Source organism: Nonomuraea sp. NPDC059007 (assembly GCF_042740555.1).
Lineage (GTDB): Bacteria > Actinomycetota > Actinomycetes > Streptosporangiales > Streptosporangiaceae > Nonomuraea.
On sequence record NZ_JBHYJD010000005.1, the window covers coordinates 107,768 to 123,370 of the forward strand.

10 protein-coding genes are annotated in these 15,603 nt (G+C 73.9%); 3 read left to right on the top strand and 7 right to left on the bottom strand.

Annotated elements, in window-relative coordinates; translation table 11 throughout:
* The first annotated feature begins 20 nt into the window (after positions 1–20).
* Positions 21–500 carry a GbsR/MarR family transcriptional regulator gene (locus ACFWY5_RS09820; protein WP_379611666.1) on the top strand — a complete coding sequence of 160 codons (480 nt, stop codon included), beginning with the start codon at positions 21–23 and terminating at the stop codon, positions 498–500.
* Between the two features lie 141 nt (positions 501–641).
* On the opposite strand, the gene ACFWY5_RS09825 is transcribed toward ACFWY5_RS09820, so the two are convergent.
* The gene (locus tag ACFWY5_RS09825) at positions 642–953 is read right to left on the bottom strand and encodes a hypothetical protein (protein WP_379611665.1); all 312 of its coding nucleotides are present in this window, start codon (positions 951–953) and stop codon (positions 642–644) included.
* A 71-nt stretch (positions 954–1,024) separates the two neighbouring features.
* On the opposite strand from ACFWY5_RS09825, the gene ACFWY5_RS09830 reads away from it, so the two are divergent.
* Together ACFWY5_RS09830 and ACFWY5_RS09835 are read left to right on the top strand one after the other, a co-directional pair.
* Positions 1,025–1,945, top strand: a complete 921-nt coding sequence (locus ACFWY5_RS09830; RefSeq protein WP_379631114.1) for a helix-turn-helix domain-containing protein — start codon at positions 1,025–1,027, stop codon at positions 1,943–1,945.
* Positions 1,946–2,091: 146 nt separating this feature from the next.
* The gene (locus tag ACFWY5_RS09835; protein ID WP_379611663.1) at positions 2,092–5,160 is read left to right on the top strand and encodes a BTAD domain-containing putative transcriptional regulator; all 3,069 of its coding nucleotides are present in this window, start codon (positions 2,092–2,094) and stop codon (positions 5,158–5,160) included.
* Positions 5,161–5,166: 6 nt separating this feature from the next.
* Here ACFWY5_RS09835 and ACFWY5_RS09840 read toward each other — a convergent pair whose 3' ends face one another.
* From ACFWY5_RS09840 to ACFWY5_RS09865, 6 genes are all read right to left on the bottom strand, one after another.
* Complete coding sequence (locus ACFWY5_RS09840) at positions 5,167–7,425, bottom strand: DPP IV N-terminal domain-containing protein (RefSeq protein WP_379631117.1); 2,259 nt, start codon at positions 7,423–7,425, stop codon at positions 5,167–5,169.
* Complete coding sequence (locus ACFWY5_RS09845) at positions 7,412–8,914, bottom strand: MFS transporter (protein WP_379631119.1); 1,503 nt, start codon at positions 8,912–8,914, stop codon at positions 7,412–7,414. The genes ACFWY5_RS09840 and ACFWY5_RS09845 overlap by 14 nt, the downstream gene beginning before the upstream one ends.
* Positions 8,915–9,014: 100 nt before the next feature.
* Positions 9,015–9,878 carry a homocysteine S-methyltransferase gene (mmuM, locus tag ACFWY5_RS09850; RefSeq protein ID WP_379611660.1) on the bottom strand — a complete coding sequence of 288 codons (864 nt, stop codon included), beginning with the start codon at positions 9,876–9,878 and terminating at the stop codon, positions 9,015–9,017.
* Positions 9,879–9,896: 18 nt separating this feature from the next.
* The gene (locus tag ACFWY5_RS09855) at positions 9,897–12,137 is read right to left on the bottom strand and encodes a sulfatase-like hydrolase/transferase (protein WP_379631121.1); all 2,241 of its coding nucleotides are present in this window, start codon (positions 12,135–12,137) and stop codon (positions 9,897–9,899) included.
* A 331-nt stretch (positions 12,138–12,468) separates the two neighbouring features.
* Complete coding sequence (locus tag ACFWY5_RS09860) at positions 12,469–14,808, bottom strand: VIT domain-containing protein (protein ID WP_379631123.1); 2,340 nt, start codon at positions 14,806–14,808, stop codon at positions 12,469–12,471.
* Positions 14,805–15,584: a helix-turn-helix domain-containing protein gene (locus ACFWY5_RS09865; RefSeq protein ID WP_379631125.1), complete on the bottom strand. Its 780-nt coding sequence runs from the start codon at positions 15,582–15,584 to the stop codon at positions 14,805–14,807. The genes ACFWY5_RS09860 and ACFWY5_RS09865 overlap by 4 nt, the downstream gene beginning before the upstream one ends.
* Positions 15,585–15,603 lie beyond the last annotated feature (19 nt).

Here is a 15,603-nt window from a genome sequence, read left to right on the forward strand (position 1 = left end):
AAACACGCTAGGCTGCCCTCATGACCTCTCCGCACGGCCCCGACCGCGAGCGGGTACTCGAGTGGGTCGAGCGCGTGGCCACGTTCGTCTCGGAGGAATGGGGGCTGGCGCCGATCACCGGTCGCGTCCTGGGCTGGCTCATGGCCTGCGAGCCGCCCGAGCAGACCGCCGGCGAGATCGCCGAGGCCATCGGCGCCAGCCGGGCCTCGCTCACCACGAACATGCAACTGCTCACCTCCATCCGGCTGGTACGCCGCTTCCGCAAGCCGGGCGAGCGGACCGTCTACTACCAGATCGAGGACGACGCCTGGTCCAAGGTCCTCCAGCAGAAGCTGGCCGCGTTCGCCGCCTTCGGCGACCTGGCCGAGGAGGGGCTGAAGCTCGACTGGAAGGACGAGGCGGGCAGCGCGCGCATCCGCTCGGCCCGCGCCTCCATCGCCGCGCTGACCGCCGTCCTCAGCCAGGCCACCGCCGCCGGGGACCCGGACCGGAAGCGATAGCGCCGGCCCGTGGGTCGCCGCCGGCCAGACCTCCGTCGCCACTCTTCCGCCCGGCACGATCGTCTCCCCGCGCGCGAACAGGCGCTGACCAACCCCCGCGCGGCGGGCTCCCGCACGAGCCCGCCGCACCCCTGACCACCCTCAGCGGCTGCCCTTCCGTTCGACGACCAGGATGCGGGCCTCGGGAACCGGGTGCGCCACGTGCTCGTCGCCGGGCTCGGCGTAGCAGACGCGGCCCGGGGTGAGCCGCTCGACGCGCTCCTCGCCGTCACGCCGGTAGCGCATGTCCACGGCGCCGTCCAGGACGACGAAGACCTCGGGACCGTCGTTGACGTGCCAGACGTACGGCGTGTCCGTCCAGTGCAGCCGCACGGTGGCCCGGTCGATCTCGGTGATGTCCAGCGCGCCCCAGGGGCGGTTCGCGGTGAACGACGGGGCGTCGATGAATCGCATGGTCCGATCCTGTCGCGGTCCGGCGCCGGCTGACGAGTGACAGGAATGCCGATATCCGTAAGAATCCTGCCATGCATCGTGTAGTGGCGCTGGCGCTGCCGTCGGTGGTGGCCTTCGACCTGGCCATCCCGGCGGAGGTCTTCGGCGGCGAGGAGTACTCCTTCGCCGTCTGCGCGCAGGCGCCCGGCCCGGTGCCGGCCACGACGGGGTTCGAGATCGCCGTCGCGCACGGCCTCGGCGCGCTGCGGGATGCCGACACGGTCGTGGTCCCCGGTTACGCGCCGCTGGACGAGCCCGCGGAACCGGTCCTGGAGGCGCTGCGCGCGGCGGCCTCCCGCGGCGCGCGCATGGTCTCGGTGTGCACCGGCGCGTTCGCCCTCGCCGCCGCCGGGCTCCTCGACGGCCTCCCCGCCACCACCCACTGGATGGACGCGCCCGCGCTCGCCGCACGCCACCCGGACGTCGAAGTGGACCCCGGCAAGCTGTACGCGGGCGCCGGCAACGTGCTGACCAGCGCCGGGTTCGCCGCCGGCATCGACATGTGCCTGCACCTCGTGCGTACCGACCACGGGGCGGAGGCGGCGGTGCGGGTGGCGCGGCGGCTGGTGGTGGCGCCGCACCGCGAAGGCGGGCAGGCCCAGTATCTGGAGCAGCCGATCCCCGCCGCCGGCGACGGGATGGCGGAGGTGTGCGCGTGGGCCCTGGAACGGCTGGCCGACCCGCTCACCGTCGCCGACCTGGCCGCGCGGGCCAATCTCGCGCCGCGTACCTTCGCCCGCCACTTCACCGCCCAGACCGGCGTCAGCCCGCACCGCTGGCTGGCCGCCCAGCGCGTCCAGCTGGCCCGCCGGCTCCTGGAGCGCACGGACCTGCCCGTGGACGAGGTCGCGCGGCGCTGCGGCCTCGGCACCGCCGCCAACCTCCGTCTCCATCTGTCCCGTGACGCCGCCACGACCCCGACCGCCTACCGCCGCACGTTCCGCGGCCTCTGACCGCTCAGGCCGTCGGGGCACCGGACTCGTCGCGCTCACACCTTCCGAGACGCCGCCGGGGCACCGGACTCGTCGCGCTCACACGTTCTGAGACGCCGCCGGGGCACCGGACTCGTCGCGCTCACACGTTCTGAGAAGGTGGTGGGGTGCGGATCGAGCTACTGGGACGGGTGCGGGCGGTCGGCGACGACGGGTCGCCGCTGGAGATACGCGGCGCCAGGCTGCGCGTCCTGCTGGCCAGGCTCGCCCTCGACCCGGGCCGGGTCGTCCCGGCGGACGCGCTGGTCGACGACCTCTGGGCCGCCGGCCTGCCGGCGGACGCCGCCAACGCCCTGCAGGCGCTGGTGTCCCGGCTGCGCAAGGCGCTGGGCGGCCCCGAGACGGTCGAGTCGGTCGCCGGCGGCTACCGGCTCGCGGCGCGGGCCGAGGACGTGGACGCGCACCGCTTCGAGGACCTGCTCGCCCGCGGCAGGAAGGAACTGGCCGCCGACCGGCCGCAGGCCGCGTCCACCCTGCTCACCGAGGCGCTCGGGTTGTGGCGCGGACCGGCGCTCGAGGATCTGGACGGCGCCGCGTTCGCCGGGGCGTCCGCGGCCCGGCTGGAGGAGCTGCGGGCGGCGGCGGCCGAGGAGCGGTTCGAGGCGGAGCTGCGGCTGGGCAGGCACGCCGAGGTCCTGGCCGACCTGGAGGCGGCCGGCGCCCGCCATCCGCTGCGCGAGCGGCTGGCCGTCCTGCGGATGCGGGCGCTGACCTCGGCGGGACGGCAGGCCGAGGCGCTGGCCGTGTACGAGAACGTCAGGGCGGCGCTGGCCGACCAGCTGGGCGTCGATCCCGGCCAGGAGCTGCGCGAGGCCCACCTGGCCGTGCTGCGCGGCTCCTACGACCGGCCGGCCGCCCGCGCGGAACCCCGGCTGCCGGCCCGCCTGACCAGCTTCGTCGGCCGCGACGAGGAACTGCGCACGGTGCTCACGCTCATGGAGGGCTCCCGGCTGGTCACCGTCGTGGGCCCCGGCGGCGCGGGCAAGACCCGGCTGGCGGTGGAGGCGGTGGTCCGGCACCGGGCCTACCGCGACGGCCGGCTGTGGTTCGTGCCGCTGGCGGGGGTGGAGACGGCCGACCGGCTGGCCGACGCGGTGCTCGGCGCGCTCAGGTCGGCCGACCTCCGGCCGCCTGAGGGGCGTCCGCTGCCGGCCGATCCGGCCGGGCAGGTGGCCGAGCTGCTCGCGGGCGGGGAGGCGGTGCTGGTGCTCGACAACTGCGAGCGGCTGGTGGACGGCGTCGCCGAGCTGGTCTACGCGTTGCTGGGGCGGCTGCCGTACCTCATCGTGCTGGCCGTGAGCAGGGAGCCGCTGGCGATCACGGGCGAGGCGCTGTGCCCGCTCGGCCCGCTGGGGCGGGAGGCGGCGGCGCGGCTGTTCACCGACCGGGCGCTCAGCGTGCGGCCGGGGCTCGCGCCCGACCCGGAGGCGGTCGCGGACATCTGCCGGCGGCTGGACGGGCTGCCGCTCGCGCTGGAGCTGGCGGCGGCCCGGCTGCGCTCGATGAGCGTCGAGCAGGTCGCGCGCCGGCTGGACGACCGGTTCCGGCTGCTCACCTCGGGTGACCGGGTCGCGCTGCCGCACCAGCGGACGCTGCACGCGGTGGTCCAGTGGAGCTGGGACCTGCTGAGCGAGCCGGAGCGGGCGCTGGCCAGGCGCTTCTCGGTGTTCCAGGGCGGCGTGGACGAGGGGGCGGTCTCGGCGGTCTGCGCCGAGCAGGACGGCCCTTACGTCCTGGACGCGCTGGTCGAGAAGTCGATCGTGGAGGCGGCCGGCGGCCGGTACCGGATGCTGGAGACGGTCAGGGCCTTCGCCGCCGGCGAGCTGGCGCGCAGCGGCGAGCAGGAGGCGGTCCGCGACCGGCTGATCGGCCACTTCACCCGGCTGGCGGAGGCGAAGGAGCCGCTCCTGCACACGCGCGACCAGCTCGACGCGTTCGCGGTCTTCGACGCCGAGTACGACAACGTGGTGGTGGCGCTGCGCTCGGCGGTCGCGGCCGGGGACGCCAGTGCCGCGGCCCGGCTGACCGTTTCGCTGTTCTGGTACTGGAACGTCCGCTACGACGCCAGGGCCGAGAGCTTCATGGCCGAGGCGCTCCAGCTCGGCGAGGCGGTCCCGGAACGACCGCGGGCGGCCATCGCCGCGATGCACGAGCTGGCCAACGACCGCTCGTGGTTCCCCAGCGCCGAGCGGATCCGCACGCTGATCGGCGACTGCGTGCGCACCGGCGCCCTGGAGGAGTATTGGGTGCTCGTGCCGGTCATCCTCGGCACCGCGTTCACCCAGGGCCTGGACGATCTGGCGGAACGGGAGCTGCGGCGCGCGCTGGAGCACCGCGAGCCCTGGGTCCGGGCGTGCGCGCACTGGGTCGAGGCTTTCGTCCTGGTCGAGCGGGGCGACTGGCGGGCCGGCACCCGGGCGCGGGCCAAGGCCCTGCGCGGGTTCGAGGAGCTGGGCGAACGCTACGGCATGGCCTGGACCCTGCTCGCCGCCGCCCAGGCCGCCTCCGTCGACGGCGACCACGGCACGGCGCTCGAGCACTACCGGCGCGGCGTGCGCGTGGCCACCGAGCTCGGCGCGGGCGAGGAGATCTGGCACCGTACCTGGCTGGCCGCCGAGCTCGTGCGCGCCGGCGACGCCGCCTCCGCCTGGCGCGAGATCGAGGCGGTACGGCGGCGCGCGGAAGGCGGCGTGCGGCGGCACTCCGAGATGGAGCTGCACCGCCGTGTCGCCGACCTGCACCGCCGGGCCGGCGAGCTGGACCAGGCCGAACGCGCCCTCGACGACATGGAGGCGCTCGCCCGCGAGCTGTCGGTCGAGGAGGAGGCGATCGTGGACCTGGTGGCGCCGGACCGGATGGCCATCCTGCTGGCGGCCGGGCAGGCCGAGCGGGCCCGCGCGCTGCTGCCCTCGGCGGTCAGCGGCACCGCCGCGCAGGGCGCCGCCGCGAGCGGCGCGGAACTGCTGGCCCGGCTGCTCCTGCTGGAGGGCGATCCGGCGGGCGCCGCCACCGCGCTGGGCCTGAGCGCGGCGGTCCGCGGCGCCTTCGACCGCGGTGAGCCCGAACTGGCCGCCCTGGCCGGGGAACTGCGGGAACGCCTCGGCGCCCCGGAGTACGACCGCGCGTACCGCCGGGGCGCCGGGCTGTCGCGGCAGGAGGCGCTGTCGCGGCTGTGACCGCCGTCAGAACCAGGCGGCCAGCAGCTCCGCGTCGAACACCATCGGCGCGATCCGGTGCTCCGGCGGCTCGGCGCCCATCACATGCCGCACCAGGAAGTCCCACCTGCGGCGGGTGACGTGGTGCTCGTAGCCGAAGAACAGGTGCTCGGCCCCGGGCACGATCAGCATCTCGACGTCCTTGTCCAGCATGATCAGCCGTTCGGCCAGCCGCATCGTCTGGTCGGGCAGCACGTTGGGGTCCATGGCGCCGTGGATCAGCAGCAGCTTGCCGCGCAGCCGTTCGGCGTGGTCGACGGTGGAGACTCCGGCGTAGTCGGCCTCGCCCCTCATGCCGTGGTAGAGCTCGCCGTACCCGGCGTGGGTGTAGCGCAGGTCCTGGTTGCCGCAGCTGGAGACGCCGGCCCTGTACAGCTCGGGGTACTCCAGCATGGCGCGCACGGCCTGGTGGCCGCCGGCGGAGGCGCCGGCGACGCCCACACGGTCCATGTCCATCCACGGCCTGGTCTCCGCCAGTTGCCGCAGCGCGGCGGCGTGGTCGGCGGGGTCGCCCAGGTTGCCGAGCGAGGCGTCGGAGAACGCCTTGTCCCTGCCCGGTGAGCCGCGCCCGTCGAGCGCGACCACGACGAACCCGAGCGCGGCCATGCCCTCGGCCTCGTAGCCGTAGTAGCCCTGGTCGAAGGTGGGCTGGACGCGGTTGGTCTGCGGCCCGGGGTAGGGGTGGTCGATGACCGGGTAGCGCAGCTCGGGGTCGAAACCGTGGGGCAGGTGGAGCAGGCCGTACAGGTCGGTACGGCCGTCGGCGGCCTTGACGCGGAACGGCTCGGGCGGGGTCCAGCCCGTCGCGCGCAGGGCCGTGATGTCGGCACGCTCCAGTTCGGCCAGGATGTGGCCGTCCCAGTGGCGCACGGTCGTCACCGGCGGCGTGCCGGTGGTGGAGGCCGAGTCGACGAAGCAGGATTTGTCCGGCGCGACGACGACCTCGTGGTCCAGGTCGTCGGCGGTGAGCCGGGCGAACCCGTTGCCGTCCAGCCCGATCCGGCAGACCGTACGGCGGTACGGGTGGCCGGCGACCAGGCCGGAGGCGGTGAAGTAGACGACCCGGCGGGACTCGTCCACGTGCAGGATCTGGCGTACCGCCCAGGTGCCCGAGGTGATATGGCCCTGGAGCGTGCCGTCGGCGCCGTACAGGTAGAGGTGCCCCCAGCCGTCGCGCTGCGAGTACCACAGCACTTCATCTCCGCCGGAGATCACCTCGGCCATGGGCGGCTGGCCTTCCGCCCACTGGTTCGGCTCGACGCGGGTCCTGCCGGTCTCGGTGAGGAGCGTGTCCACCCGGCCGGTGACCGGGTCGAGGCGGCGCAGCGACAGGCCGTGCCCGTCGCGGGTCTGGTGCAGGTAGTACACGGCGCGGCCGTCGGGCGACCACCACACCCAGCGCGTCATGATCGGCGAGACGACCGACATCGGCAGCGGCTCGGCCTGCGCGCGGACGACGGAGCCGGTCGTGATGTCGAGGACGACGAGCTCGGCCAGCGGGATCCGCTCGTCGCCGGGGTGGGCGTAGCGCTGGGTGTGCAGGATCGGGGCCCCCTGGTCGGCGGGCAGCGCCTCGACGAAGGCGTTGCGGCGCACGCCGCGCTGGTCGGTGCGGTGGGTGACCACCCGGGTGCCGTCCGGGGACCAGGCGGCGGCGGGCGGCATGGTGGGGAATCCGAGCCGGCGTACCAGCACGGAGTTCTGCCACCAGTCGGGGCCGGTGCCGTACTCGCGGTCCGGCTCGCCGTCGGAGGTCAGCGCCCGCTCCCGGCCGCCGTCGAGCTCGCGCAGCCACAGGTTGTGGTCGCGGCGGAAGAGCGCGCGCGCCCCGCCGGGCGCGGCGAGCTCGACGAAGGCCGCCGCCGGTCGCGGCCGGGCGCGCTCCACCGCGTAGGTGTCCAGGGCACAGCGCCAGTACTCGCCGAACGCGCCGAACCCGGCCGCTCCCCCGTCCAGCTCGATGGCGGTGAACGGCAGCGCCGCCGCGTCCACCTCCCGCCCCGAGGCCTTGGCCAGCGCGTCGGCCAGGCGGGAGTGGTCGAAGGCCGGCTCGCGGGTCCCTGCGGCCGGGTCCACGAGCAGGAACCGGCCGGCGGCCCGGTACCAGAAGCGCGGCCCGCCGCCGATCCACATGGGCCGCACCTTGGCGCCGGTGACGAGCTCGTGCCGGTGGTGGGGCAGCAGCTTCTCGGCGCTCCGGTAGGCGGTGACGTCAAGGTGTCGCATAGTCCTCTTCCTTTCCCTGCTCGACGGGAGCGGCGGGAGCGGCGGGGCGGCGGAGCCCGACGAGGGCGAAGACGGTCCCGGCCACCGACAGCACGGTGGCCACGAGGCTCACGAGGGACATGGACGACAGGAACGCCTCACGCGCGGCCTGCGCCAGCCCGTCGGAGCCGGTCGCGGCGGCCACGGCCAGCGCGTCGGTCAGCGAGACCCGGGCGGCTTCCGGCGCGGACTCCGGCAGCGCGGAGGTGTACCCGAGCGAGAGCACGCTGCCGAGCACGGCGACCCCCATGGCCGTGCCGCCCTGCTGGATGGTGTCGTTGACCGCCGAGCCCACCCCCGCGTGCTCGCGCGGGATGGCGCCCATGAGCGTGGCGTAGATGGACGGGCTGGCGATGCCGGTGCCGACGCCCATCAGCGTCAGCGACACGGCCAGCAGCGGGTATCCGTCGCCGGGGCCGATGGAGGCCAGGACGGCCTGCGCGGCGGCGACGACCAGCATGCCCGCCACGATCAGCGTCTTGTTGCTGAGCCGCTTGCCCAGCGTGGCGCCGACGACGTTGAAGACGAGCACCGCGATGGCCATCGGCACGAACGCCAGCGCCGCCGTCATGGCCCCGTAGCCGAGGACGAGCTGGAGGAACTGGGTCAGGGCCAGCTGCATCGCGGCCGTGGAGAACACCAGCAGCACCACCGACAGGGCGGCCACGGTGAAGTCGCGGTTGCGGAAGGTCCCCAGCGGCAGCATCGGATGCTCCGTGCGCGCCTCCCACCACGCGAACCCGCCCAGCATGATCACGGCGCCCCCCAGCGCCACGATCACCGGCGCCGACCAGCCCTCGTGCGGCAGCGAGATGATCGCCCAGACCAGCGCCGCCATCCCGACGACCGACAGCAGCACGCCCGCCGGATCAGCGCGTCGTGCCGGCCCCCGAGACTCCGGCACGACGACGAAGACGCCGATGAGGGCGGCCACCACGAGCGGCACGTTGACCAGGAAGACCGCGCCCCACCAGAACTGCTGGAGCAGCAGCCCGCCGAGCGTGGGGCCGGCCACGAGGCCGACGATGCTGACCATGCCCCACACCGACATCGCCTTGCGCCGCTCCGACTCCTCGAAGACGACGATGACGATGGACATGGTGCTGGGCATCGCCAGCGCGCCGCCGAGGCCCATGACCGCGCGGCAGGCGATCAGCTGCCAGGGCTCGCTCGCGAACGTGGCGAGCAGGGACGCGGCGCCGAGGACGACCAGCCCGAGGATCAGCATTCTGCGGCGGCCGAAGCGGTCGGACAGGCTGCCGGCGGTGATCAGCATCCCGGCGAAGACCAGGATGTAGGCGTCCAGGATCCACTGGACGTCGGCGGGGCCGGCTCCCAGCTCACGCATGAACGAGGGGATCGCCAGCGTGAGGATCATGTTGTCGACGGTCAGGACCAGCAGCGCCGTACACAGAACGCCGAGAATCCACCATCGGCGTGGATGAGACATCGGGAACTCCCCCGGATCGTTGGGATCGATTGCGTCCCCAACGATGCGGCGCGGAGCTGACGCGGACCTGACGACCCGGAGCCGCCCCTGTCAGGCGTCGTCAGCCGACGCCGGCGGCCACGTGCCTGATGTGCTCGGGAGTGGTACGGCAGCAGCCCCCGATGAGGGAGGCGCCCAGCTCCTGCCATTCCTTGGCCGCCTGGCCGAACTCCATCGGGTCGGACAGGCCCAGCCAGCGGCGGTTCTCGGCGTCCCAGGTCTCGCCCGAGTTCGGGTAGACGACGACCGGCAGCTCGGTCAGCCGGGAGATCAGGCCGGGGATGTGGCGGGGCGCGGTGCAGTTGACGCCGACCGCCACCACCTGCGGGTTGCCGGAGAACAGCGCGGCCGCCTCGGTGATCGGGGTGCCGTCGTTGAGGTGCGCCTCGTCCCGGCAGGAGAAGCTCACCCAGACCTTGACCTGTGGCGTCTCCCGCAGCAGGCGGGCGATCGCGCGCGCCTCCGGATAGGAGGGGATGGTCTCGACGGCCATCATGTCGGGCTCGGCGGCCGCCAGGATCTCCCAGCGCGGCTCGTGCCAGGCGCGCAGGCCGTCCTCGTCGAGGTCGTAGTCGCCGGTGTACTCGGCGCCGTTGGCCAGGTAGGCGCCGTAGGGGCCCACGGAGGCGGCGACCAGGCCGCCGCCGGCCTCGTCGCGGGCCTGCGCGGCCAGCTCCACCGACAACGTGATCAGCCGCGCGGCCTCCGCACCGTCCAGCCCGCGGGCCATGAAGCCGTGCACCGAGGCCTGGTAGCTGGCCGTGGTGGCGACGTCGGCGCCGGCCGCGAAGTAGGCGGCGTGCACGGCGCGGATCAGGTCGGGGTTCTCCAGGAGCAGCCGTGCCGACCAGAGCTCGTCGCGCAGGTCGGCGCCGAGCGCTTCGAGGTGGGTGGCCAGGCCACCGTCCAGGACGAGGGTTTTCACCTCAACAGCCTATTCGCCCTATTCAAAGCGTAAGCCGATCTCCCTGACCAGATCCACGAAGTTCGCCCCCGCGTCCGGCGCGAAGTCACCCGGTGTATAACACACCTCACGCAACCGCCCGCTGAACGGGAAGGGCCCATGGCGTTCGAACACCTCCCACGATACCGGCGAGCGCCGGTCGGCCCCCACGTCGATGCCCTCCATCGGGCAGAACGCCGCCAGCATCGGCAGTCCGGCCAGCTTCCCGCGTTCCCGGCCGTCCACCCGGACCGCCGCCTCCCACACCCAGTCGCCCGGCGCGCGCACCTCCACCTCGATCCGCTCCCCCGGCGGTCCGGCCCGCAGCTCGCGTAACTCTCCGTAGCCGTTGTGGAGGAAGACAACCTCGCCGTCCTCCACGTACAGCAGGTAGCCGCCGCCCTGGCCGCCGTGCGCCACCAGCACGCCCTGTCCCGGCTCCGCGACGGTCACCGTGATCGTGAACGAGCGCCACTGGATCAGCTGCAGTGCCCGCCAGCGCTCCAGCGTGGGGACGGGGGGCGTCAGCCGTACCGGGGAGGGGTCCTGCTGCCACGGCGGGCGCAGCAGGTACCGCAGGCGCGAGCCCTCGTCGAGCGGGTAGACCTGGCCGTCGCGAGCGGCGCGCTCCCACGCCGCGGCGAGTTCGCGCACGATCGCGGGGTGGCGGGCGGCGAGGTCGCGCGTCTGCGTGCGGTCCGACGGGCGGTGGTAGAGCTCCCACTCGTGCTCGCCGAACGGCGTCAGCGGCGCGTGCCTGGTCACGATCTCCCACTCGCCGCGCACGTGTCCGCGGTGTCCCTGCAGCTCCGTGTGCTGCTCCACATGATCGTGTACGGCCAGCGGATCGCGCAGCGCCTTCACCAGCGAGGAGCCCGAGCGCGGCAGCCCCTCGGCCGCCTCCACCCCGGTCAGCTCGATCAGCGTCGGCAGCACGTCGGTGACGTAGGCCCACTGGTGGCGCAGATCGCCGCGTCCGGGCAGCCCGTCCGGCCACGAGACGAGCAGGGGCACGGCGTGGCCGCCCGCGTGGGCGTTGCGCTTGTACAGGCGGAAGGGGGTGTTGGCGGCCATGGCCCAGCCGCGCGGGTAGTGCGACAGCGTGCGGGGGCCGCCGATGAGGTCGATCCTGGCCAGGTCGGCGGCGGGGTCCTCGCGGTCGTGGCGGCTGTTGGCCGACAGCAGCGTGCGCAGGTACTGGGTGGTCCCGTGCCGCTCGCCCTCGCGGGAGGCGCCGTTGTCGGAGGTGAACACGAAGATGGTGTTGTCGAGTTTGCCCAGCTCGCGCAGGGTCTGACGCAGGGCGCCGACGCTGCGGTCGATCCCGGCGATCATGGCGGCGTAGACCTCCATGTAGCGCTGGAACAGGCGGCGGGTGTCCTCGTCGAGTGAGTCCCAGGCCGGGACGTCGTCGCCGTCCTCGGCGTTGCGCTCCGGCAGGACGGTGCCCGCTGGATGGAGCCCCAGCTTCTGCTGCCGCTCGAAGCGCCGCTGCCGGATGGCGTCCCATCCCGCCGCGTAGTGACCGGCGAACCGCGCGATGTCGGCCTCCGGGGCCTGCAGCGGCGCGTGGGCGGCGCCGTGGGCCAGGTAGAGGAAGAACGGCTGGTCGCCCGCCTGCCTGACCATCGCGACGGCCTCGCGGGTGAGGTCGTCGGTGAGGTGGTAGCCGTCCGGATAACGGTCGACCTCGACGGCCGAGTTGTCGCGGATGAGGCGGTGCGGGTGGTGGAAGTTGGTGAACGCCTCCAGGAAGCCGTAGAAGCGGTCGAAACCCCGCTGGAGGGGCCAGGCGTGGCGGGGACCGGCATCGGACATGTCGGAGTCCTTGGTCAGGTGCCACTTGCCGACGGCCAGCGTGAGCCAGCCCGCGTCCCTGAAGATCTCCGCCATGGTGAACGCCGCGCGGGCCGGCTCCCCCGCGTACCCGGGGAACCCGGGATCGGAGTTGGCCACATGCCCGACGCCCGCGCGGTGCGGGTCGACACCGGTGAGCAGGGCCGCCCTGGTCGGGGAGCACATGGGGGTGACGTGGAAGTCGGTCCACTGGGTGCCGTGGGCGGCCAGCTCGTCGAGGTGGGGCGTGGGGATCTCCGACCCGTAGCAGCCCAGGTCGGCGAAGCCCACGTCGTCCACCAGGACCAGCACGATGTTGGGCGCCCCGGGCCCCGGCGACGGGCGCGGCGGCCACCAGGACTCGGAACCGGCGAACGTCCGCCCTACACGCCCCTGAAACTCCATGGTTCGGGTTATAACCCGAAAGATCACCCCAACCAAGCCCCAGCCGATCACAAGCGCCCCACGGACCGGCCCGCCAAGCAGTCAGCCCACCCTTCTCCGCGATCGCAGCGGAGCCGTCCGCTGGCGACCCGCGGCCACCGGTTGGCCACAGCACCGACCTGCGGCATTCCGGACACCGCACCACCCGGGGCGGCTGTCCCGCGATCACAGAACCTACAAATCCCACCGGCCCCACCGGGTGCACCCAGAACGCAGGGCACGATGCGTCGCGAGCGCGGAGACCCCCGGCCCGTGGGCGCCGGGTTGTGGCCCCGGCGCCCTCAGCGGGTGGTCAGGGGCGCTTCCAGAAGGCGGTTCTGGAGGTGCCGCCCGAGCTGCCTCCGTCCGAGGTCAGGGAGGTGAGTACCTCGATGGCGCGGGCCCACAGGGCGGCCACGTCGGCGCCCGGCCGGTCGGCGGACTCCAGCTCGCGGGCCAGTGCCGCCAGTTCCGCGTGCCCGCCCAGGAAGGCGGCGAGCACCGCCAGCCGGGAGGCCAGGTCGGCCAGGTACAGCGGGTCGGGTACGCCTCGTGCCGCCTTCAGGCGGTCCAGTTCGGCCACGAGCTGGGGGCGTACCGCGTCGAGGGAGTGACGCACCGCGCCCGGTGCCATGGGCCGGGCGGCGGGCATGGCCCGCGCGAAGCCCCGTCCGCGCTTCATCGCCTGGCCGCCGCCCGTGGGAGGAGGCGTGGTGAAGCCGCGCGGACCGGCGGAACCGCCCGCGCCGCCGTAGCTCGCGATGCCGTCGGAGGCCTCGTGGATCTCGGCGACCGGACCGGACAGGGGCGAACCGGGCGCCGGCATGGTGAAGGCGGCCGCGGCCATCGGGGCGGCGGCGGGCATGTCCCAGCCGCGTGGCATCTCGACCGGCTGTACCACCCGGTGCTCCGGCCCGCCCTCGGCGACCTGCCGGGTGTCGGCGGCCACGTAGGCGGTGAAGCGGCACAGCACGCCGTACTCCAGAGAGGTCCGCACGATCTGGCCCTCCAGCTCGTGCTCGCCCATCGCGTAGCGGTCCTCCAGCTCGCGCAGGTGGGCGCGGGCCCAGACGGCCCTGAGCGCGGGGTTGTCCACGACGGTCGCGGGCACCTGCTCCTCCCACGGCGCGCCCGCGGCCAGCCCGCGCACGGTCACGGCGGCGGCCTCGCGGTAGCGGCCGTACACGCGCAGCGGCACCCCGGGGAAGATCGAGCCCAGGTGCGTGACGGTGCCCGGCTCGGTCTCCAGGCCCTTCAGCGACAGATCGGTCACCAGCGGCGCGCCGATCCTGCGGTGGATCTGCTCCATGGCGGCGTCGAGCCGGTCCTCCGACTCGACCAGTTCGCAGCGGCCGGCGCCGAGACCGGCCAGGCGGCTCAGGAACCCGGCGTTGACCGCCTGGTCGATGCCGACCGTGTGCACCCGCATGGCCGACAGCGCGCCGCCGGTCCGCTCCAGGATCTGGTCCTCGTTGCCGACCTGGCCGTCGGTGACCAGGACGATCACGCGTTCGCGGGTCGTCTCGCCGAGGAGGGCGATCGCCTGGCGCAGGGGTTCGAGGAGCTCGGTGCCGCCGCGCGCGTCCATCCGCGACAGGTGCTCGACGGCGCGGTAGCGGTTGCGGTCGCTCGCCTCGCGCAGGCCGTCGAAGGCCGCCTCGACGTAGGAGTCGAAGGCGAGTACGGCGAAGCGGTCCTGGTCGGTGAGCGTGTCGACGATGCGGGAGGCGGCGCGGCGGGCGGCGACCATCTTCCAGCCGCTCATGCTGCCCGAGCGGTCGAGCAGCAGCACCAGGTCCCGCGGCGTACGCGTCCCGGCCGGCGGCGGTGGCACCACGGTGAGCGCGAACGTCCCGGCGCCGTCGAGCTGCAGCGCTGTCGAGGCGTCGAACCCGAGGCGCAGGATGAAGTCCCGGTCCAGCCGTTCGCCCGGCTCCAGGCTGAGGCGGTCGCCCTCCCGCCGGACCAGGTGCAGGCTGGAGGCCAGCTCGCGCAGCTCCAGGCCGGCGGCGTCCACGTCTACCGTGAGCGACAGCCGTACCGGATTCGGGAAGCCCGGCAGGAGCACCGGCGGCGAGATGCGGGAGGCGTCCGGGACCGCGTCGGTGTCGGGCACCACGCCGTCACCCGCGGGCGCCCCGTCCAGCGGCGTGCCGGGAACGTAGCGCGGCGCGACCACCAGCGGGAAACGGAAGGTGGCGGCGCCGTCCTCGTAGGGAAGCGGCTGGCTCAGCGTGAGCCGGACGGTGACCCGCTCGCCCGGCACGATGTTGCCCACCCGGATCGTGAACACATCCGGCCGGTCCTCCTCCGCGATCGCCGCCCGCCGCCCCTCGCGCAGCGCCTGGTCGTAGTCGGCCCTGGCTTCACCGCGTTCCTTGAGCACACCCTCGATCACCCGGTCGTCGGCCTCCATGCGGAAGGCGGTGACGGCGGCACGGTCGGGCAGCGGGAAGACGTAGGTGGCCTCCAGCGGCACCTCGAACGGGTTCCTGAACCCCTGCGCGACCTCCACCCGCGCGACCAGCCCCGAGATCGAGGCGGCCACGTCGACGCTCTCCAGCGGGAGGTTGCCGCGCTCGGTCTCCAGCGCCCCCAGCCCGGCGTCGGGCAGCGGCAGGCAGCGGGCCGGATCGAGAGAAGTGATCTTCATGTGAGCTTCCTCTCCTGTAGCACCTGAAGAAGCGGTCCGGCCGCGGCGAGGACTGCCTCGATGTCATCGTCTGTGGGGGTACGGCCGCCGCCATCCAGCACCAGCGCCACCCCAGGCGCCAGCCACACCCCAGAAACCCGCCCACTCCCTTGCCCGGACCTCCGACCGGGTCGCCCGGCGGCTTCGTGAACAACATCCGGCCCGGCTTGGCGGGCAGCCTCCCGCCCGCTATCCGGAACGGCCTCCCCCGCGGTTTCCCGGGCGGCATCACCCGCGAGCCCATGGGCAGCCTCCCGCGCAGAACCCTGGGAGGGTACGCCCGGGGCCGGTGTGGTGGGTGCCGGTGGGGCGTATGGGGTCGGCTCTGTCGTGGGGCGAGAGGCCCAGAAGCGGGGGCGGGGGCCCTCGTCTCGGGTCCCGTCGGGAAGGTCGCCATCCAGGCCTCCGCCCGGGTGACTGCCCGGAGGCTCCAGGTGGGCGGTGGCCTCCAGCGTGGCGTCGGTGGCGCCGGTCAGGCGGGTTTGGATCTCGGCGATCGAGTGGCCCTCGGCCTGCAGGCGTTTGACCGCCACGACCTGCAGCAGGTGCCGCCTGCCGTACTGGGCGAGGCGGCCGCGTCTGGTCAGGGGCGGGTCGACGAGGCCGATGGTCGTGTACCAGCGGATGAGACGCTCGCCGGGCACCTCGCGGATCCGGCCGTTGGCGCGCTGGAGACCGGGCCGCAGCGCGTCCGCCGCCCGCTCCGCCAGCTCGCCGATGGTCCAGGTATCCCTCATACCCTCACAATTACACTGT